Raw genomic sequence first — 20,508 nt, 5'->3', positions numbered from 1 at the left:
CTCAATTCTCTTTGACGAGGGCACTGATCTGTTTGAACGCCGGGTGCTCCGCGGTTTCGCACCACTCGAACAGAGCGCCCTCGGACGAAACCAAGTCGATCCCCGAGTCGCGCATCCGCTGCAAAGCAAGGTCGTGATCGAAATCGCGGCGACTCGACACCGCGTCAGCGGCAACGCCGACGCGGTAACCGAGCGACACGAGGTCGAATGCCGTCTGCAATACGCACACGTGGGTCTCAATACCGCACAGCAGCACGCGATCACGCCCATCGTCGCGCTCGCCGACGGGGAGCAGTCCGGACGCCGCTGCGGCGCTGAAGCGTTTCTTCGAAGGGAGTTCCGCGGGAAGCAATTCCCTCAATGCCGGGACCGTCGCGCCAAGCCCTTGAGGATATTGCTCCGTGGCAATGACCGGAATACCGAGCATTTTCGCGCCCGTGACCAACATTCCGCATCGAGCAACGACGTCGTCGCCTCGATGAATATGCGGCAGCATGCGTTCTTGAATGTCAATCACAAACAAGGTCGTCTGCGTAGCCCCGAGAAGTCCGGGGCTGCGAACATTGTTCATATCTGACATGTCAGAGGATTTCAGAGAGAGTTTGCTTGGTAGTTCCACTCAGGCTGGCCGACCGCTCAGCGTGAAGCAGTCCCATTCTGCCGAGTTTGGCGGCCTCCTCAAAGGGGGCAGCAATCGGAAAAAATCATGCGAGAAACTCACCGAGAGTTTCGCGAAAACACAATAGGTGGTAGAGATTCCGTATATGTTCGACTATTCTGACGCGCGCAGTTGGTTCGTTTCGACGAACTCGATTCGTGGCCGTTTACCGAGGGCTCGGGAATGCGGCTGGCGGGCCGATGTCTCGGTCAGAAGTTCGAGCGAAACGTCTTCGCAAGTATGTGGTTGGTGATGAGCCCGGATCAGACGCGTTCTCCTGAGTCGGCGTTAGAGGATCAGCCTCAAACGTCGGAAACCGAATCGACTACGGTCGATGCCGTGGCGAAACCGCAGCATTCGTCCGGTACCCTCTCGCCCGACAGCAACGGCACTTCCGCGGATGGTGCGTCTGCCGATGACGTGAAAGCCGACGCCGCGCTGCAAAGTCCGCCACCGCCCGATCCTGCAGGCGACGATGCGACCAAGCAGAGTTCCCCTGCTGCGTCTTCGCCCTTGGACGCCGAAACTTCGGCGGCCGTAGCGTCGGCGTCAGCCGATCCGCCAACCGACTCTTCCGCCGAGCCGACGATTTCACAGGCCGCGCCCGCACAAGAATCCGCACAACAAGCGAAATCAGAAACGAGCACACTCGTCGACGCCGCACTCGACGCTCCGACGACCGTGACGGAACAAGCGCCGCCCGACCCAACACCGCCGACGGCTCCGACCCAGCAGACGACACAAATTGCCGCGGAAGTCTCGCAACAAGCCGAAAAAGCGGGCGTCCAAGAAGAATCGCCGACTGCACCTGGAGCGGACGTGACACCCGCGGGTGACGACGCTTCTCGGAAGCGGCCGCAAATTGGGGTGAAGGACGCTCAGGCGATTCCTAATGTGCCAGAGACGGAAGAGGCCAAGCAGGCGGCTGTCGCCCGGAGCGGCCCTCTGAACGTCGAGATTCCCAAAGACGTGCCGCTCGACGACAAGATGGCCGCATCGCTCGACGAAGCGCTGAAGAGTTCTGATCAGCCACCGGCCGCGAAGCCGGAGCCGAGTTCTCCCGAAGGGTCTGAATCCGCGGCGCCTGTCACTCCGTCGCCAGAGAACCCGCCGGTCGTCGAGCAGCAGGTCGGTCGGGCAAAACCGGAAGGTGCTCCGGCCGAGCTGCAAGCGAAAACCGAATCTTCTGGAGACACCGCCGAGAAGCAACCGGCGACAGACGCGGAGATCGCCAATGCCGGCGACAAGCTCGAGCCCGGACAGCGGATCAATGCGATCGTTGATACGGTCACTGCGGAAGATGTGTTCTTCAAGATCACGGGGATCCGAAACACCGGCATCGCCCAACTTCGACAATTCCCGGAGAACAAGAAGCCGCAGGTCGGCAACTCGCTTTCGATGGTCGTCGACACGATCAATGACGCCGAAGGCACGGTCACGCTGAGCCCGCCGAAGGCGAAACGAAAACCGGCCGGGAATTGGGAAGCCGTTGCCGCCGGTCAAATCGTCGACTGCATGGTCACCAAGACGAACAAGGGTGGTCTGGAAGTCTCGATCAGCAACATCCGCGGTTTCCTCCCGGCCAGCCAGGTCGACATCGGATTCGTCGAGAACCTCGACGCGTATGTCGGTCAGAAGGTGACGGTCAAAATCACGGAGGTGAATCCTCAGAAACGCAATCTGATCGTCAGTCGGCGGGCCATTCTCGAAGAAGAACGTCGCGAAGGCGAGAAGCAGCTTTGGGAAGAGTTGGCTATCGGTCAGTCACGATCGGGAACCGTCAAGACGATCAAAGATTACGGCGTCTTCATCGATTTGGGCGGCGTCGACGGCTTTTTGCACGTCGGCGAAATCAGTTGGAATCGCATCGGGCATCCGTCCGAGGTGCTCTCCGTCGGCCAGCAGGTCGAAGTGAAAATCGTCAAGCTCGATCCCGAGGCTCGCAAGATCGGCCTCGGCATGAAGCAACTCGAAGCCAACCCGTGGAGCGACGCGGAAAGCAAATTCGCCATCGGGTCCGAGGTCAACGGCAAAGTGACCCGCACGACCGATTTCGGGGCCTTCGTTGAATTAGAGAAGGGCGTCGAAGGGCTGGTCCACATCAGCGAATTAGACTATCGCCGCGTCGGGACGGTCGATGAAGTCGTGAATGTCGGCGATCAGATTGATGTGAAAGTGCTCTCGGTCGAGCCGAACCGCAAGCGGATCGCGCTTTCACTCAAAGCTCTCAAACCGAAGCCCGAGGGGGCCTCACGGCAACAGGACTCGGGCCCTCCTCCCGAACCCTATAAGCGGAAACGCAAAGGGCCGTTGCGGGGTGGCAACACCGGGGGCGAATCCAGCGGCGGCCTGTTCGGAAACCCCGACGACTTCAAATAAGGGCGAATAAGCCCTCAAAGCCCACGGGCACCGCCCCGTGGGCCCGCCCCATAATTGAGGCCACGCTTAAAGCAGCGTATCAAGCAGCATTCGCAGCTTCCGCAGCTCCAGCCCGCGGGTCTCGGGGTCGGTGAACTCCGGGATGAGATTCACGCTCAGGATCGCATCATTGCGATAGTGGCCGACTTTGTTGATGAGCCGGCTGTAATCGATCTCGCCCAGCCCGACGGGAACCTGCACACTCTCGGTGCTCGTATCCCGCAGGTGCATCAAGTAGACCCGCTCGAACAGCACGTCATAATCGACGCCGCGGTGTGGGCCACACAAGAAGTAACTCGGGTCGAGCGTCACACCCAGCCCCTTGACCGAATCGCACAGGGACCGGGTCGTGTCCGGATCCTCGGTCAGGTCGCCGGTCTTCGTCTTGACCGAGACACGGACGCCGTCCGGCGATGCGGCCCCGACGAGTGCCCGAAGTCGATCGACCTCTTCATTAAACGGTGTGCCCAACGGCGACGAGGGGACCGTTACCTGGGCCACTCGCAGCAGTTTGGCCGCCTTTGCGATCCCCGTCATCACTTCGGGGGTGACATTTTTATCAAGCTGAAAAGCGATCGGCGTCAGTCGCGTCAAGTCGCGGATTTTATTGACGAACGATTCGGGCGCGGCAGCCACATCGGCTGAGCGAATCATGCCCTGTTGATCGTCGAACCAGAGTTCGACCTTGTCGAACCCGGTTTCTTCGGCCAGCTCAAGCGCTTTTTCGAGCGAAAGGTCCCAAAACGACTGCAACGAAACGGCAACAAACAACAGTACACTCCTTCAGTCCGGACGAGGCGAAATGAAATGCCTGCTCGGTGGGAAATCAGCGGGAGCCGTCCCGCGGTGAGAGACTGGGCAGAGTATTCCGATCAGGAGGTCCCTGCAAGATAGAATCGATCTGACCATCATGCCGCCTGATCGGTCCGCAGCGAATGTATGTCTTGTGTCAGGTCGCGAGCCGGATTTGCCGATAACACCAATGAGGACGGTGCGGGACCCCGCGCCGCTGCGTGCAGTTCGACCAACCGACGCCGCGAAACGACGCAAACAGGACGTGCGACGATGCAAATCTTTTTAAAAACCGCCCTTCTCGCCGCCTTTGCGCTTCCGCTGACAGTCGGATGTGCTCAGCAAGCGAACCTTGTTCGCGGGCAGAACCCGCCGACGATGCAAGGCCCGCCGACACTGCCAACACCCGCCGGCTATCAGAACCCGCAGGTTCAGCAAGTCGGCCATTGGGGCAAACCGAGCTGCGATACGACCGCCTGCGGCATGTGCCAGGGCTCCGGCTGCAACTCTTGCCAATATAAGGGCTTCGGCGGTCACTACAGCCCATGCCCCATCTGCGGTGGCCATGGCTGCAAAAAATGCATGTTCAGCGGCCTCTACCCCGGACTTCTCGGCGGGAAAGGCAATTGGATGCCCGATCACAAATATTCGGTCAGCTACAAGAACCCGGGCAATCTCGTCTATCCCCCCGGCACCTATCCGGCCGGCACCGCCGCGGGTGGCGGTATGGGGCCGGGAACTCCCGGCGCGATGGTTCAGTATCCGTACTTCACCCCCAAAGGTCCGGACGACTTCTTCCTGGACAAAGACGGCATCTATTAGGGACAAGATGAATCTTCGATCGGCAAGGCCGCCGATCGTGAGCGTTGCCCTTCGCGAAAAGGATTTCGCCGTTCACGCTCAAACCGCCCCCGCGCAAGTCGCGGGGGCGGTTTCTTGTTTCGCCCCCTCGCCCCGTCCACCGATCGCATTGCCCGACTTACAACTTTCGTAAGAATCTGATCTTGTCGCCAAGCGCTTGAGCCGGATAATTGGGAATGGCTCGCAACCGGCGCCACAGGCGCCCCACCACGAACCACTCGTAACGGCCGGTGTCCTGCCGGACAGTCGGCCCCCGCTAGTTCACAACACGCACTCGGCCATGGACGGCTGCCTGAGACCTCACGTCGCGATTGAGTGCGACATTGAGGTTCTTTCGCCTGCGCGTCCGCGAACCGGAGAGTGCGGTTGGGGCGGAAGCGGGCGGCTGAGTGACCGGTGTTCTGAAATAAGGAGCACAGATCGATGAGTGCAGGCCGCGCAATTCTCGACCAAATTGCCGAAGACCAGAAGCTCGATCAGTACCAGCAGGAGCACTGGACCGGCTCGTTTGACGAATATCTCGACCTCGTCAAGCAGAACCCGGGATATACCCGGACCGCCTACCAGCGGATGTACGACATGATCATGTCGTACGGGACCTATTCGGTCGGCAGTACCAAAGAGGGCCTCATCCGCTACCGCTTTTTCGACGACCCCGACAACGACGGTAAAGACGCAATCTTCGGCCTGACGAAAACGCTGATCGAATTCGTCAACGTGCTGAAGTCGGCCGCCCTTAAGTACGGCACCGAGCGCCGGGTCATTTTGCTGCACGGACCGGTCGGCTCGTCCAAATCAACGATCGCCCGCCTCTTGAAACGTGGGCTCGAACGCTACAGCCGGGCCGATGAGGGGGCAATCTATACATTCGGCTGGAAAGAAGACGACGGATCAATCCAGTGGGACCCCATGCACAGCGACCCGCTGCAACTCGTGCCGTTTAAGCATCGAACTGCCGTCTGCGAGTGGATCGCCGATGGCGTTGAGCACGAATATGACATTGAAATTAAAGGCGAAGTCTGTCCGCTCTCCCGATATGTGTTTAATGAACGCCTCGAGAAGTCCGGCGGCGATTGGACCAAAGTCGTTGATCAGATCGTCGTCAAACGGCTGCTGCTGTCTGAGCAGGATCGGATCGGCATCGGCACGTTCCAGCCGAAGGATGAAAAGAATCAGGACTCGACCGAACTGACCGGCGACATCAACTTCCGCAAGATCGCTGAGTACGGTTCAGAGTCCGACCCGCGGGCGTTTAACTTCGACGGCGAATTCAACGTCGCCAATCGCGGGATGATCGAGTTTATCGAAGTCTTAAAGCTCGACGTCGCCTTCCTGTACGACCTGCTCGGGGCTTCTCAGGAACATAAGATTAAGCCGAAGAAATTCGCGCAAACCGACATCGACACAGTCATCGTCGGCCACACGAATGAGCCGGAGTATAAGAAGCTCCAATCAAACGAATTCATGGAAGCGCTCCGTGACCGGACGATCAAAATTGACGTTCCTTACGTCACGACGCTGACCGAAGAAGTGAAGATCTATGAGAAGGATTACAACACCCGTCGCGTGCGCGGCAAGCACATTGCCCCGCATACCCTGGAGATCGCCGCAATGTGGGCGGTTCTCACGCGATTGGAGCAGCCCAATCATGCGGGGCTCACGCTTTTGCAGAAATTGAAGCTTTATAATGGCAAGAGCCTTCCGGGCTTTACGAGCGATAACGTCGTCCAACTCCGCCGTGAAGCCAGGCACGAAGGCCTGGAAGGCATCAGTCCACGCTATGTGCAGGACAAAATTTCGAACGCCCTCGTTGTCAATAGCGACGCGACGAGTTTGAACCCGTTCATGGTTCTTAAGGAGATGGAAGACGGCCTCAAACACCACTCCCTGATCCACAGTGAAGAGCTGAAAGAACATTACCGGCAGCTCATTAACGCCGTGAAGGAAGAGTACACCGACATCGTCAAGAACGAGGTGCAGCGCGCGATCGCTGCCGATGAAGAAGCCCTCGAACGGCTTTGCGCGAATTACATTGACAACGTAAAGGCTTATACGCAGCGGGAGAAGGTCAAGAACAAGTTTACCGGAGAAGAAGAACAACCCGACGAACGGCTCATGCGTTCGATCGAGGAACGAATCGATATTCCCGATACCCGCAAAGATGATTTCCGCAGGGAGATCATGAATTATATCGGTGCCCTCTCGCTCGACGGGAAGAAGTTCGATTATCGCACCAATGAGCGGCTGCAGAAGGCCCTTGAAATGAAACTCTTTGAGGACCAGAAGGACACGATCAAATTAACGAGCCTCGTCTCCAACACGATGGATCAGGCGACGCAGGAGAAGATCGACATCGTTAAGAGCCGCCTCATTCGCGACTTCGGCTACAACGACGAAAGCGCCACTGACGTACTGCAATACGTCGCCAGCATCTTCGCCCGCGGCGACGCAAAGGAACGAAGCTGACAAAGTAGTCAAAAGAATTTTCAGCGAGCCGGAAGCGTCAGCGCCCGGAGTTTGCATTAAGATCAGTCTATCCCATGCGATTTCGCCGCACTGATGACCAAGTCGGAGCAGACAGCGAGATCGGTACAATCCGACGGGTTTGCTGAGAAATCGCGGACGTATTCGCGGAGAACAAATGCCTTGGGTGATCCCGATATAGAATCTGAACCAAAGCAATCACTGCTCAAAAAGATTGTTCTATCTGCCGTTGGTGTCTTGGCGATTCCGGTGGTTGCCATCGCTGTCGGGCAGATTCCGGTCAACCTCGATCATCGTGAGGCTGACGACGGAATTGAAATATTTGTCTATGCGGATATCGCCCACAGCGAAGTCTTCATTCCCCGGAAGACTGATCTAGTCGATTGGGGCGATATCTTTAGTCTGACCGACATTAGAGTCCAACCAGACGGCGGCGATTATATCGGCATCGGTTGGGGTGACCGCGACTTCTACCCGAGTACGCCGCAGTGGAGTGATGTTCGCCTCGGACCGACGTTAAAAGCCATACTCTGGCCCACGCCGACGGTGTTGCACGTCACCCACTCTCCACGTCCTAAGCAAAGCGATCATTTCCGCCGGGTGATGCTGAGTCGCGATGCGTACCTGCGACTCGTTCAACATGTCAAGAGTTACGTGGCCGCCCCGATGGACGGGGCAGCCACGGTCCTTCCCGGCGCTGCCTACGGCCCGGCGGATGCCTTCTATGAAGCCCGTGGAAATTACACTCTGTTTTATACCTGTAATGCCTGGGCGAACGATGTGGTCAAGTCGGCCGGCGTTCGGACGAGTCTGTGGACACCGCTCGCAATCGGTATTGGCCCGCCTCAATAATCGCGCAACTTAACCTTGCGGCGTTTCGACAACCCACACATTGCGGTAGTGGACCGGGTTGCCGTGATTTTGCAGGTAGAGCGGGCCGGTCGGAACTTCTTCGCTTCCGCGCCCCCCCTGCGTAATCTTGGGCACGGCGATATCATTGTGAATTAAGACGCCATTGTGGCGGACAGTTATTCTCGCGTCTTCGGTCTTCATGCCAGCGTCGTCGAAGCGCGGGGCCTTAAAGTCAATATCGTAAGTCTGCCAAGTTAGAGGAGGGAAACACATACTCATCCGCGGCTTCGAGACCTTGTAAATCCCGCCGCACTCGTTGTCTTTACCTTCCAATCCGAACGAATCAAGGACTTGCACTTCATAGCGGCCCAGCAGATAAGCGCCGCTGTTGCCCCGTTTCTGCCCGCGAGACGCCGGCATGTAGGGCGTGCGGAATTCCAAGTGAACCGAGTGATCGCCGAATTTTTGCTTTGAAGTCGTTCCGACATTCAGCAAGCCGTCTTCGGTCATGGAAGCATTTTTCCAAGCATCGGTCGACGTTCCATCGAACAGTACGACGGCGCCTTCGGGCGGTGCCTTACCGAGCGTCTCGCTTTCCCGTTCGATCCGATCAAGTGTGCCGACGCTCTTGTCGCCGAGGTAGCAGGCGATTTTCCCTTTTTCCCACACACCGCTTTTCTCATCGTCGCCGAATTTGATTTTACCCTCTTCTAGAATGCCTTCCGTTTCCAGTTTGTCAGTACCGACAAATCCCGCGCCGGGAAGCCCGCCGGGACAGACAGTAAATTTGAACTTCTGATTGCCGAGCGCGACGACTTGTACGCCCAACCTCAAAGGTGCGTCGTCATACTCGATTGTACCGACATACTCGCCTTGAATCTTAATACTGGACGGGGCATCGTCCGCCGACGTATAGGCCTTTTCACCGGCGATGCAAGATGCCGCGAAGAGTGCCCCGATGCACAAGGCCGTCGCGGGTCGACATGCTGAAGGATTAAACTTTAACGACATCTTTTTCCTTTTCATACGGTAAGTAAAATTTGCAGTGAGACAGCCAGCTGAAGACTCAGCCCCTTAAAACTGTTGATGAAGGCCTCAATTCGTTAATCCGCGGATACAAGGGACGTGGCGGACTCACTGCTTTCACTCGACTTGTCAAACGCGTCCCATCGACCGGCCATAAAGTCGGCGACTGAGCGGGTCCGTCGATTCCGAGCAAGTGCAATTTTAATTCCGGCAGTAATCGGCGTTGCGAGGAACATCCCCATCAACCCCCAAATCGTTCCCCACAACATCAACGCGGAGAGGATGACGATCGGATGCAGGTCGGCCGATTCGCCCATGATTTTCGGTTCGATCACGTTGCCGCTGACGAACTGCACGAGCGCCGCAAGCGTGATGACCATCGTCATCCAGATAATCGTGCCGTCGGGATGAAGAAGGATGAGCGGGATCGGCAAAACTATCGCGATGAGCGGCCCCAGGTTGGGAATGTAGTTCAGCAGAAACGCAAGCATTCCGAATGCCACGGCCATCGGCACGCCGAATATCCACAAGACTCCGCCGAACGCGAGTCCCGTGAACAGCGAAATTACTGTCTTAAGAGCCAAATAATTTCGGATCAAGAGATCCATTTCTCGCATCATCGGCGTTCGCTGCTCAGGAAGTGTCGGGGCGCCAATTAGCAGAAAGAAAACGTAGATTAAGACGATGATGCCCACGGAAAACATGTCAAGCAACGTCCCGGTCACGACAGACGCACCGCGCTGCACCATTAAGTCGAGTGCCTTTCGCGCTTCGCGCGACGCAGCCTCATGTCGAGCGGCTGCGGCAGCCGCGTCCTCCTCCGGTCGGATCGCTTCGACAGGGGAATCAGCGTTTTTATCAGTGTCGGTTGAGGTGCGATCGTCGAAGATCGACCATTCGAAGTCGGCCAACCCTTCGGCCCAAGTGATGAGACCCTGGACTCGCTCACGGTACTGGGTCTGATATGCCTGCAATTCACCGATCGAGAGCCATAGCAGCCAACTTAGAAGGGTCATTCCGACCAATCCGCCGAGCACCGTAATAACGACCGCCGTCCACCGGCCCGCGCCCAACGTCTTTTCAATAAATTTCAGAACCGGTGTCACGCCGCTGACGACAAAGACCGCGACAACCAACGGTAGAAGCACCGGCCGAAGCAGATAAACCAATCCGCCGACGAGGGCCGCGGTCATGACGAGCAGGCAAATCGTTTGGACCCGCAGCTCCGGATCGGGAGCGGTCGCATCGGACGTCAAATTCTGATCGGTTTCCGCCAAGAAAATCCCTCGTTTTCATTAATTGCCTAAGCCCGATGCGAGAGCCGCTCCGAAGTCAGTTCACTCGGGCCGCTTGACTTCAATCAAATACCAAGTCGTAGCCGGATCACCGATCTCGAATGACGGCAGCCCTTCGCGGCGTTTGGCCGAACTTGGCGACTGTGGGTCTTTTAATGTTACTTTCAGGGTCGTTCCGCCTTCTCGCCCCTCCGGTGTCAATGGCGTCACTTGAATCGCATTTTCGCTGACACCGGCAAATCCATCGGCAAGATAGATACGCCCTTTCACAGGTGTGATCACAGTCGGACCTTTGCCCCAGTTCTTGACGACGTTTTTATCGACGCTCCATTCGAAATCAGTGTTTGTCGCCCAGTCACAGGCCGCCAATAAGATGCGGCTGCTCTTCGAAAGTCTTTTTCCATCAAGTGACGTTAGAATTAAGGAGCAAAACGGGGTTTCGAGTTCGTGCTTAAGAACGGGCGTGTCAATGCCGGACCCTTTCACAAAGCCGACCAACCCCTGCGTCTTTGGCGTGTTAATCGAAACGATACCGGCTCGTTTGTCGACATTATCCCAGTTCAATTCTCCGGTGTCGGAAGGGATGTGATCGAGGACGGGAATCGCCGCGGGAAACTCGGTCGCAGTTTTGTCGCCGACCTTCCAACTGACGCGGTGTCGCAACGGTGTCGAAAGGGCGAAGTCGGGAGTGAAGAACGGTCGGAAATTTTTGCGATCGAGCCGGGCGCTTTCCAGCATAACTTCGTCGGTCATTTCGCGGACGATTTCGGTTTCCGCCTCTCTAACGTCGCCGCGATACCACATCGGAGCGAGGGCGGCGAGATTGGTCATTTTCACCGGATCGTTGGCCACGTCGAACCAGCGATTCGTCGGAAGCCCCTCCTCCGGTTTCGCTTCACGACCGTCGCCCCACGCGAACCAATAAATTCCGTCCCAATCATTCAAGAGTCCGTAGGCCGCGACGATCGGAAAGTTCTCCGCGGTGAAGCGGTGCGGAAAGGGCTCGTTGGTTTCCGAACTGACGAACGGCTTGCCATGCACTGGCGTTCTCGAAAACTGGACGAACGACGAATCGAGCGGGTCATTGACCATCGGGTAGTGCATACCGAACCACGTCGGTGTTCCCAGTTGCGGGTGATGCCAATATCCGTGACCGTCGACAATATCGAACATTAAAAGGTTTTTTACGATGGGGAACGGGCTGATCCAGTCATTGTGATCGGCCGAACCGACGATCAGGCATTTCAATCCGATTTCGTCTCGCAGCAATTTTCTCATCCGCTCAAAGTATTCGGCTTCCAACTCCATTAGGAATTTCAATTCGGAGTGAAATCTTAATTTGGAGGCGGCAGCGAACTCGGACGGTTCCAATCGCGGAATGCGCCCGTCGAGGGCGGCGTCAACTTCGATTTGCAATTCGGCGAGCTGTTCCTGTTTTAAATTGTCCTTCAGCCATTTGTTATATTTGTTGTCGAGAACGTCCGTCATAGCTTTGGGCAGCGGCGCCCACGTATCGCCCATGAAACCGGCGCGGTCCGAGCTGCCGGAGAGTCGTCCCTGCCACCACGACTCGAACATCGAATTTTCGTTAACCAGTTCCACAACCGCGACCGCAGGGTCGTCACAGTATCGCATTCCAGTGTAAGGATTCTCGTGCGTCAGCAGGTTGCGGGCATATTCCATCTGCAGTTCGATCAGCCGGTCATCGTATAAAGTCGCCCCTTTGGCGATTCCGATTTCATTCCACCCGGGAACGTCATCTCCTGGCATAAATCGTCGAGAGACATTTAAATTGAGATTCGTATAGACGCCGCGCTTCTTCAGTTCGGCGATGTAAAAGTCGAGCTTGTCGAGGTCGTTCAAGTCGAGATGCCGGGAGTCTCCCTTTGAGTAATCAATCGTGCTTTTCTCACGCTTCGAATCGAGGTGATGAAACCGTACGACGTTGACACCCATCCGCGCGAGGTCGCCTGCAAATCCCGCGGCGTCTTCATGCGACGGGAAGCACTCATTCCCGCCGACATTCATGCCCCAAATGCGAAATCGGGAGCCGTCCGGAGTAGCGAGATCGTCACCATCGACCCGAATGAAACCGTTCTTCCCCGCCGGGGCATCCAGATAGTGCGACATGTCAGTCACTGAGCCGGCAGTGTTGTTCCAGTCGTATTGATATTCGACGAATGACTCTTCGCCTGAGGCCGTCACTGCCAGAAAAAGGGCGACCGATGTTGCGAACAGAGCTGAGGCGAGCGAGCGAAGTGCGTAGTTCATACCGTTCTCAAAGCGACAGGAGATCGAAAATGTGCGGCTGCAAAGTCTCTTTGTTGTGACGCTCCGCCGACTGAATCGCAAGCGATCACCGACCAAGCAGTTGGTCGCCATGCGACCAAGCTGACTTCTCGGCACGCATCAGGGCCAAAAACTGACGCCTGCTTGGCCTGCATTCGCAGTTCCAACCCATGTCGGAATGCCAATTGCGGCGTTAAGGAGGCAGATGAGGTCTGCCTCAATCCCTTGCCGCCCCCCGTCCCGCCTTAGCTCAGTGATTTGACATCAGTCTGACCGAGGTCCGGATTTTGAAGGAAACGCTCACCGTGGATCGCTTTACTCGGAAAGAACTCGACAAACTGCTCGCCTACCGGGGAGACGTCGTCCTGACAATCACGATGCCGACCCACCGCACCGGCGGGCCGGAACTCAGAGAAGATCGAATCCGCTTCAAAAACTTGCTTAACGAAGCACAGGGGCAGTTGGAGGAATTCAACGCCGACGAGTCTGTGCAAAAAACGACCCTTCGGCCGCTCGTTGAGCTGCAGGATGACGAGAATTTCTGGGAGCATCAGGGTGACGGGCTCGTCGCTTTCGTCGGGGTGAAAAGCGGCGAAGCTGATTTGTTCGCCACGTATCGGATGCCTGTCGAATTCGAGTCACGCTGCGTTGTCGATCACCGGCCCGACGTTGCCCCGCTGGTGCAGGTCGTCCAAGGCGACGGTCGGTATTTCGTTCTCGCAGTCAGCCCCAACCGAGTCCGACTGTTCGAAGGAAGTCGGTTCGGACTCACCGAAATCGAGCACGCCGCGATGCCCGAGAACCTCGTCGAAGCGTTGAGGATCGACGAGTATAAAGAGCATCTGCAGTTCCACTCCGTCGGGGCAGACTCGTCGGGCGGCGACGCGATTTATCACGGCCAGGGCGGCAGCGACCTCGATCGCCGCAAGGCCACCGAATTGACCTCGTACTTTCGCAGAATTGACGATGCGCTTGCCGAAGCCCTTGGCACCGGAGAGGCACCACTCGTCTTTGCAGGCGTGGAGTATCTCTATCCGATCTTCAAAGAGGCGACCCGCTACTCGGCGCTGCTGGATGAACCCGTTGCTGGCAATCCGGACGACCTTTCGGCCCAAGATCTATTCGAGAAAGCTTGGCCACTGGTCCATCAGCAATATCGTACCGGCTTGGACGAAAAACTGGAGCGGTTGTCGAAGGCCGTCACAACCGACCTGGGTGAGACCGACCCCGACAAGGTCTTCGCTTCAAGTCTGGACGGTGCCGTCGAGACGCTCTACGTGTCGAAGAAAGCTTGGATTTCCGGTCAGGCGGATGATTCCAATCGTGTTCTGATCCGGACGGGGGAAGCGGGCGAGGCGGGGACATCATCGAGCCGCGGCGAACATCGCAACGCAATCGAAGACATCGTTAACCGCGTGCTGCAGTACGGTGGAACCGTCTACTATGTCGAACCGGAAGACCTGCCTGAAAGTTCGGAATTGGCCGCCCAATACCGTTACCCCGTCGCCGAACAGGTTGCGAGTTCTTAAGCGAGACACTCACTCAGATAGAGATGACTCCGTGATTAAATGACATTGGCAGTTCGTTCGCTTGAGAAACCGATCTCGATCATCTCGCTAAGGTTCAATTTCGGTAGAAATCGATCCAGCGAATTTCGAGCGACTTTGGATCTTGAGAAGTCATCTTGTCCGGCAGTGTAACTTCGAACCCGGCGGCCTGGGCGGGGTCGTCGGAAGTCTTCGACTTCGCTGTTAACGAGCCGACCTTTAACCAGTAAGGGCTCTTTTTGTCGACGGCGATCTCCTCGCCGTTTTCAAGCAGATTGATGATCTGACGGTGTTTGCCGTAGCTCTGGACTGAGACGCGCAAAGTCTGTTTACCGTTACCAATCGTCAAAGATTCCAGACCACTCAGATGAAGCCGCAGTTTAATCGCTTGGGGCCAGCCGGCTGACGGTCGTTCGACCGTCAGCCGACCGATTCCGTCCCTGTCGGCGATTCGGACGAGGAGGACTTCGTCTTTCAAGTCGACTGAAATGTCCGACTCTTGATCTCCGGCGAAGACTCTTTCATCCGTCTCGGCGAACCCGCTGATACAGCACAACGCGATCGCGATTAGCAGCGCCCTTGGGCGGTCGCGTAAAGTCATTACCGTCAACCTCCGCTTTATAGAGTGGTCGTAGCGGGCCGCCTTTGATCGGGTCGAACTCGTGAGCCTGATATCGGCCGTGCCCGAGCTTCAAGGAGAACTCTGCTCCCTTGGGAGCGAATACACAATAGATTTCGTCCGTTTCGGCCAGACAATGCACGTATTTGGAATCAGTTTTTAAGAGATCATCCGCACTTTCCATCCGCGCGAATGGCAGATTCTCGTGAAAGAAGTCGATCGCGACTTTCGATTGTCGCCATAGTTCGTCGCGGCTGCGAAAGTCTTCTAAATTGAGGTCGTGATGCGGAAACTTGTAGCCGAAATACCAATCGATTCCCCCGCCACCGCTCATTAAAGCCGGCCAAAGGTGATAGCGGCGATCAAAGTCGCGATTGGGAGCGTCCGCATCGGGCTTAGCGCCCTCTCCTGCCGTGCCCGGTTCATCGACCATCACGACCCAAGGCTTGCCCGCTGCCGCCGATTCTTTGACCCAACGCTGCACACTCTGTGCGACCTGGGATTTTCCGCCGCTGGTTTGGATGGCGGTCGCAGTCACTTTCGATTTGTCGCCGAGCAGCGGCGGATAACGCTTCTCTTGATCTTTCGGGAAAGTGTGAACCGAAATCAGATGCCCGTAAGGATCGAGCTTCGAAAAGTAATCGGCAAACGCGATTGTTTGCTCTTCAGTATTCGTAATTTCCTCACCGAGGTCCCACGTGATCGCCCGGTGATGTGCAAAGCGAGCGATTAATTCGCGGTAATACAATTTTCGCTCAGGCCCAAGTTCGCCACCGTCTAATAACTGATCGTTCTCCTGCTCCTGCGTGATGAGATTGATCATCATGCCTTTACGGTCCATATGGTCGAAGACGATCTCCCATTGAGCAAGCTTCGAGACGTCGTACCGATCACGCTCTTCAGGACCGGTCCACGGCCACACATCCTGTCCGTCTCCGATGACGTTCATTGTCAGCATATAGATGCTATTAACGCCCCGAGACGAGAGATAATTGATGGCGCCAATGATTCCCTTTCCCTTGGAAGTGTGCCAGACAAGGTCACCGTCGTTCCAGTCTTTAATATGTGGCTCGTATCGATGAAGAAAGCCGACCGTTCGTTTGTGATCATTCTTACGGCTTCGGACTTCGCCCTTGACCGACCGTGTCCCATCGAAGTCGGCGTAGGCGAGAAAATTCTCCGGGCTGCCGGCACCCAGCTTTAACCAATACTGCCCGGTCGCGACGTCTTTCAAGTACCGCTCGTCGACATAACGCGGCGCGATCATCGGTCCCGGCACCGGCTGAGTGAAGACGGCCCCTTCAATGTCGATTTTCCCACTCGCACCATCGTCGCCCTCGCCAAACGCTTCGCCCGGCATCTGTTTGTCTGAAATCGCGACGCCCTTGCCGACACGGATGTCGATCCGATACGTCCATCGGCCGGATAGGTGCGGACGAAAATGGGCCCGCCACTTAGAGCCTTCGGTTGCGCCGCTCTGGGCCGCGTTGCCATCGGCGGCGAAGTAAGCGGGAACGCTGAGCAACTTACCAGATTCCTCATGCGAAAACGTGACCGTGGCACGCACATCAGTGAACGGACTCGGCGTTCCGCCCTCCGCGCAACGAGGTCCGCTAAAAGTGAGAACGGTCTCTTCCCACTGCACGGCTTCGCCGTCAACTTCGGCGGCGGAAACGGTAGCCAGCAGTGCGACGGTCAGCGCGAGCGTCATGACTTTTTTCTCAAGGAGATCGGTTTGCGGTTGATTTGTCGGTCAAGATTCGTGTCTTCTAAGTTGTGCCCGCTCACTTATAGAGCTGCACTGTCAAGATCGTGCCGAATTCCGAATTAAATAACTTGCATCCTTTGAGCGGTGGCTCTGTCACAATTTGTAATGAATGTATTTCCGAACTGCGACCTGAAATCGTCGATCGCCACTCGCCGCTAAGTAGAAAATCGGCTAGTCGTTCCTCGCCTTTAACCCCTGTTCCAATGTTGCCAGCACACCTGCAGCATCTCCATCGAGAAACGCTTTTGAATTCAACCACAATCCCGGGAACTGTATTGAATGATAAATTCCGACGCCATCAGGCTCGATCTCAGAGAAGCTTCGCTCCTCTTGTTCCTCATCCAATGAATTCCGCCACCACCGCACCTCATGCTCTTCCAATAAGACGAGGACATATTCCTTCACGCCCGCCTTCTCGTAATCGTCTTTCTTTTCAAATGAATCGATGTCGGCGCTGCTGATAGCAACTTCCACAACGAGTTCGGGAGCCCCTTTCAGATAGAGCTTGTTTCGGCCGTGACGGGTCTTTTGCTCGACCAACTCCGCGCCGCCACCCTCGACGACCAGGCATCCGTCCGGCTGCGGTTCTCCGTCGTGGAGTAAGATGACGGTCGTGTTCGTGTAGGCATCGACACCGGCAGTCCGGGCGGCGAAGACGCCGAGCCATGTCGAGATCGTGTTATCCGGCTTTCCGTGATTGGCAGATACTGGTGACGACACGTAAACGATCCCCCCGATCAACTCCGCGCGAAAGCCTGGCGGAGTCTCCTCATACCTGCGGTGAAACTCTTCCTGCGTCAGGTGGTCGCCCGACTTCAGTGGGAACGACACACGCTCAAGTCGACGCGCCGTCTCGGCATCGGCCGGCGAAGCTGCATGATCGGTCGAATGAACGGAACTCATCAATCACCTCCTTCCAAACATCTTCGAGATCGTCTCCGTCATCCGCAACACCGAACCTTGCGTTCCTAACCGCGACGGCTACATTAGCGCAGACAACCTGATACCGCGGGCGACCAAATACATCGCTCATCAAACTGATCAATAAGTACAAGCATGCCGACACCGGCCCACTGACGCTTTGAGGAACTTCTGACATGGCTAAAAAAACCATCGCCGATTTAGATTGCTCCGGCCTCAGAGTGCTGATGCGGGTCGACTTCAACGTCCCGCTCAACGACGACGGCCGGATCACCGACGACCGCCGCATTCAGATGGCGATCCCCTCAATCGAAAAAGTCCTCGAAGATGGCGGATCGGTCATTCTCATGAGCCACCTCGGTCGGCCCAAGGGCGAGCCCGACCCCAAATACTCCCTTCGCCCCGCGGCCAATCGCCTCGGCGACCTCATCGAGAACCCCGTCTCCTTTGCCACCGACACCGTCGGTGACGACGCCAAAGCTCAGGTCGAAAAGCTCATCGACGGCGAAGTTCTGGTCCTCGAGAACGTCCGCTTCAACCCTGGCGAAAAGAAGGGCGACGCCGAATACGCCGCCACCCTCGCCTCCTTCGGCGACGCCTACGTCAACGACGCCTTCGGCACCTGCCACCGCACCGACGGCTCCATGTTCGCCGTCCCCAAAGCCATGCAGGGCAAACCCCGCGTCGTCGGTTATCTCGTCGAGAAGGAAATTCAGTACCTCACCGACGCCATCGAAAGCCCCGAACGCCCCTTCGTCGCGATCCTCGGCGGGGCCAAAGTCTCCGACAAAATCAACGTCATCGACAACCTGCTCGCCAAGTGCGACAAGGTCCTCATCGGCGGGGCGATGGCCTACACCTTCAGCCTCGCCCAGGACGGCAAGGTCGGCGACAGCCTCGTCGAACCCGACAAAGTCGAACTCGCCAAATCACTGATCGAAAAAGCCGGCGATAAGCTCGTCCTGCCGACCGACACCCACTGCGCCAACGGCTTCCCCAAGACCGCCGAACAGGCCGCCGGACTCGACAAGAAGACCGTCACCTCTGGCGAAATCCCCGACGGCTACGAAGGCCTCGACATCGGCCCTGATACGGCCGCCGCCTACGCCAACATCGTCAAAGATGCGAAGACCGTGGTGTGGAACGGGCCGATGGGCGTGTTCGAAGTTCCCCCCTTCGACGCCGGCACCAAAGCCGTCGCCGAAGCCATCGCCCATTCCTCCGCCACGAGCATCATCGGCGGAGGCGACAGCGCCGCTGCCATTCAGCAGCTCGGCTTCGCCGATCAGGTCAGCCACGTCTCGACCGGCGGCGGGGCCAGCCTCGAGATGCTCGAAGGCAAGACCTTCGAAGCGGTCGCCGTCCTCGACGACAAATAGGGCACGTCACGTGCCTGCGGCGGGTGGCCGGGGACAGCGCTTTCGCTGCCCCCGGAAGATTGCGGTGAACGGAACCTGGCAAATGTCTTCAGAGTGACTCGCCCGAAGGCCAACAGACAGATGGAAGTCCGATGTGGCCGACTGCCGACGAGACGCAAGTTCTGCTGCAAAACGCCGGTGACGGCGATGCAGACGCCGTGCAGGCTCTGTTGGAGCGGCACCGCGGTTCGCTCCGCAGGCTCGTCCAGTTGCGGCTCGACCGGCGGCTCATCCGCCGTGTCGATGCCAGCGACGTCGTGCAGGACGTCATGCTCGAAGCCCATCAGCGGCTGCCCGAGTACTTCAAGGACGGCTCCATGCCGTTCCACCTCTGGATTCGCCACCTTGCTCGCGATCGCATCATCGACATGCATCGCAGGCACCGCGCGGCGGCGAAACGCAGCGTCGACAAAGAACGCCCGCTCCAATCGCAACAGTTCGGCGATCAATCCTCCATCGAACTCGCCGCCCAGCTTCGTGATCCCGAGCTAACGCCCGCGGCTGCGACGATCCGCAAGGAACTGCAGGAACGCTTCCTCGCCGCACTCGATGAGATGGACGAAGACGATCGCGACATCCTGCTGATGCGGCACTTCGAGCAACTCGGCAACGGCGAAGCGGCCGAAGCCCTCGGAATCAGCCCCGCAGCGGCAGGCATGAGACACCTCCGAGCCCTTAAACGCCTCCGCACCATCCTCGGCGAACCCGAGCCAAACTGAAGACCAAGAGTAAGCTCCCCACAGTTCCTTCTCCCTCGGGAGAAGGTGCCGAAGGCGGATGAGGGGACCACGGGGACCTCACCCCCACGCCACTCCCCCAACACCTCACACGCCCCCCTACGACGAGCGCAGCGAGTCCCCACAGTTCCTTCTCCCTCGGGAGAAGGTGCCGAAGGCGGATGAGGGGACCACGGGGACCTCACCCCCACGCCACTCCCCCGACTCCTCTCGCGCCCCCTACGACGAGCGCAGCGAGTCCTCACCTCTCACCTCTCACCTCTAAACCCGAGCGCAGCTCGCCCCCCCTCTCACGGCGTCGATTCCCCTCCCCCCACCGGGGACAACCTCCCCCGCCAACCACGTTGCGCCGAGGCTCACGAGGGAAACACGACACAGCACCCCCACAAGTCGATTGTCCCCCTGCAACCACCCCCGCCCCCCGCAACCGCAGCAATCCCCCTTTCTCTCGCCCCTAGACACTCGCCACTCGCCTTTCCAAGGACGCTTGACGCCCCCACAGTGACGGGTTCAGATAAACACTGAACGGGGGAGAATCGCCACCGATTGCGCAACTCTCAAACAGAATTCCGAGAAAGTGCGGGGAATGTTGGGGAATGGGAAGCGGATGCAAAGGGTGCCACTGGCTCTGCCAGTGCGAACGCGCAGTGATGATGTCGAAGCGAACTGGTTATGACTGTTGGTTGCTCTGACGTTTGATTCGAGTCGAGAGCGCGCTACGAGCACAAACACTAGCGGAGCCAATGCCACCTGCCGAAATTAAAGATGTCTCCAACAACTTGCATAGCCAAGTCTTATCAGCAGTAAGATAAGTTCATGACAC

15 protein-coding genes are annotated in these 20,508 nt (G+C 57.5%); 7 read left to right on the top strand and 8 right to left on the bottom strand.

What is annotated here, in order from left to right:
- Position 1 precedes the first annotated feature (1 nt).
- Positions 2-580 (bottom strand): hydrolase, encoded by a 579-nt coding sequence (locus tag Pan189_RS04535; RefSeq protein ID WP_145362774.1) that lies wholly within the window; start codon positions 578-580, stop codon positions 2-4.
- Positions 581-790: 210 nt separating this feature from the next.
- On the opposite strand from Pan189_RS04535, the gene Pan189_RS04530 reads away from it, so the two are divergent.
- Positions 791-3,037, top strand: a complete 2,247-nt coding sequence (locus Pan189_RS04530; RefSeq protein WP_145362773.1) for a 30S ribosomal protein S1 — start codon at positions 791-793, stop codon at positions 3,035-3,037.
- A 66-nt stretch (positions 3,038-3,103) separates the two neighbouring features.
- Here the strand turns inward: Pan189_RS04530 and Pan189_RS04525 are convergent, their stop codons facing one another.
- Positions 3,104-3,847, bottom strand: a complete 744-nt coding sequence (locus Pan189_RS04525; RefSeq protein WP_310821076.1) for a sugar phosphate isomerase/epimerase family protein — start codon at positions 3,845-3,847, stop codon at positions 3,104-3,106.
- A gap of 294 nt (positions 3,848-4,141) precedes the next feature.
- Here Pan189_RS04525 and Pan189_RS04520 point away from each other — a divergent pair, with 294 nt between their 5' ends.
- From Pan189_RS04520 to Pan189_RS04510, 3 genes are all read left to right on the top strand, one after another.
- Entirely contained in the window at positions 4,142-4,690 is a 549-nt protein-coding gene (locus Pan189_RS04520; RefSeq protein WP_145362771.1) for a hypothetical protein, read from the top strand.
- 462 nt (positions 4,691-5,152) lie between these two features.
- Complete coding sequence (locus Pan189_RS04515) at positions 5,153-7,195, top strand: PrkA family serine protein kinase (RefSeq protein WP_145362770.1); 2,043 nt, start codon at positions 5,153-5,155, stop codon at positions 7,193-7,195.
- Between the two features lie 180 nt (positions 7,196-7,375).
- Positions 7,376-8,065 (top strand): TIGR02117 family protein, encoded by a 690-nt coding sequence (locus Pan189_RS04510; RefSeq protein ID WP_310821075.1) that lies wholly within the window; start codon positions 7,376-7,378, stop codon positions 8,063-8,065.
- Between the two features lie 9 nt (positions 8,066-8,074).
- Here Pan189_RS04510 and Pan189_RS04505 read toward each other — a convergent pair whose 3' ends face one another.
- The 3 genes from Pan189_RS04505 to Pan189_RS04495 form a co-directional block, all read right to left on the bottom strand.
- Positions 8,075-9,076: a 3-keto-disaccharide hydrolase gene (locus tag Pan189_RS04505; RefSeq protein ID WP_310821072.1), complete on the bottom strand. Its 1,002-nt coding sequence runs from the start codon at positions 9,074-9,076 to the stop codon at positions 8,075-8,077.
- A 92-nt stretch (positions 9,077-9,168) separates the two neighbouring features.
- Positions 9,169-10,368: an AI-2E family transporter gene (locus tag Pan189_RS04500; RefSeq protein WP_145362767.1), complete on the bottom strand. Its 1,200-nt coding sequence runs from the start codon at positions 10,366-10,368 to the stop codon at positions 9,169-9,171.
- Positions 10,369-10,428: 60 nt separating this feature from the next.
- Entirely contained in the window at positions 10,429-12,657 is a 2,229-nt protein-coding gene (locus Pan189_RS04495) for a hypothetical protein (RefSeq protein ID WP_145362766.1), read from the bottom strand.
- Between the two features lie 323 nt (positions 12,658-12,980).
- On the opposite strand from Pan189_RS04495, the gene Pan189_RS04490 reads away from it, so the two are divergent.
- Positions 12,981-14,204, top strand: coding sequence for a baeRF7 domain-containing protein (locus Pan189_RS04490; protein WP_145362765.1), 1,224 nt, complete (start codon positions 12,981-12,983; stop codon positions 14,202-14,204).
- A 94-nt stretch (positions 14,205-14,298) separates the two neighbouring features.
- Here Pan189_RS04490 and Pan189_RS04485 read toward each other — a convergent pair whose 3' ends face one another.
- The 3 genes from Pan189_RS04485 to Pan189_RS04475 form a co-directional block, all read right to left on the bottom strand.
- Positions 14,299-14,823, bottom strand: coding sequence for a hypothetical protein (locus tag Pan189_RS04485; RefSeq protein ID WP_145362764.1), 525 nt, complete (start codon positions 14,821-14,823; stop codon positions 14,299-14,301).
- Positions 14,744-16,552 (bottom strand): DUF5060 domain-containing protein, encoded by a 1,809-nt coding sequence (locus Pan189_RS04480; protein ID WP_145362763.1) that lies wholly within the window; start codon positions 16,550-16,552, stop codon positions 14,744-14,746. The genes Pan189_RS04485 and Pan189_RS04480 overlap by 80 nt, the downstream gene beginning before the upstream one ends.
- A gap of 228 nt (positions 16,553-16,780) precedes the next feature.
- A complete protein-coding gene (locus Pan189_RS04475) occupies positions 16,781-17,512 on the bottom strand; it encodes a Uma2 family endonuclease (RefSeq protein WP_145362762.1) in 732 nt (243 codons plus the stop codon).
- A gap of 194 nt (positions 17,513-17,706) precedes the next feature.
- Here Pan189_RS04475 and Pan189_RS04470 point away from each other — a divergent pair, with 194 nt between their 5' ends.
- Positions 17,707-18,909 (top strand): phosphoglycerate kinase, encoded by a 1,203-nt coding sequence (locus tag Pan189_RS04470; RefSeq protein ID WP_145362761.1) that lies wholly within the window; start codon positions 17,707-17,709, stop codon positions 18,907-18,909.
- A gap of 131 nt (positions 18,910-19,040) precedes the next feature.
- Positions 19,041-19,667: a sigma-70 family RNA polymerase sigma factor gene (locus Pan189_RS04465; RefSeq protein WP_145362760.1), complete on the top strand. Its 627-nt coding sequence runs from the start codon at positions 19,041-19,043 to the stop codon at positions 19,665-19,667.
- The last annotated feature ends 841 nt before the right edge of the window (positions 19,668-20,508 follow it).

The sequence above is a fragment of the Stratiformator vulcanicus genome (genome assembly GCF_007744515.1).
GTDB classification, from domain to species: Bacteria; Planctomycetota; Planctomycetia; order Planctomycetales; family Planctomycetaceae; genus Stratiformator; species Stratiformator vulcanicus.
This window is presented reverse-complemented; position numbering and strand designations above follow the sequence as displayed.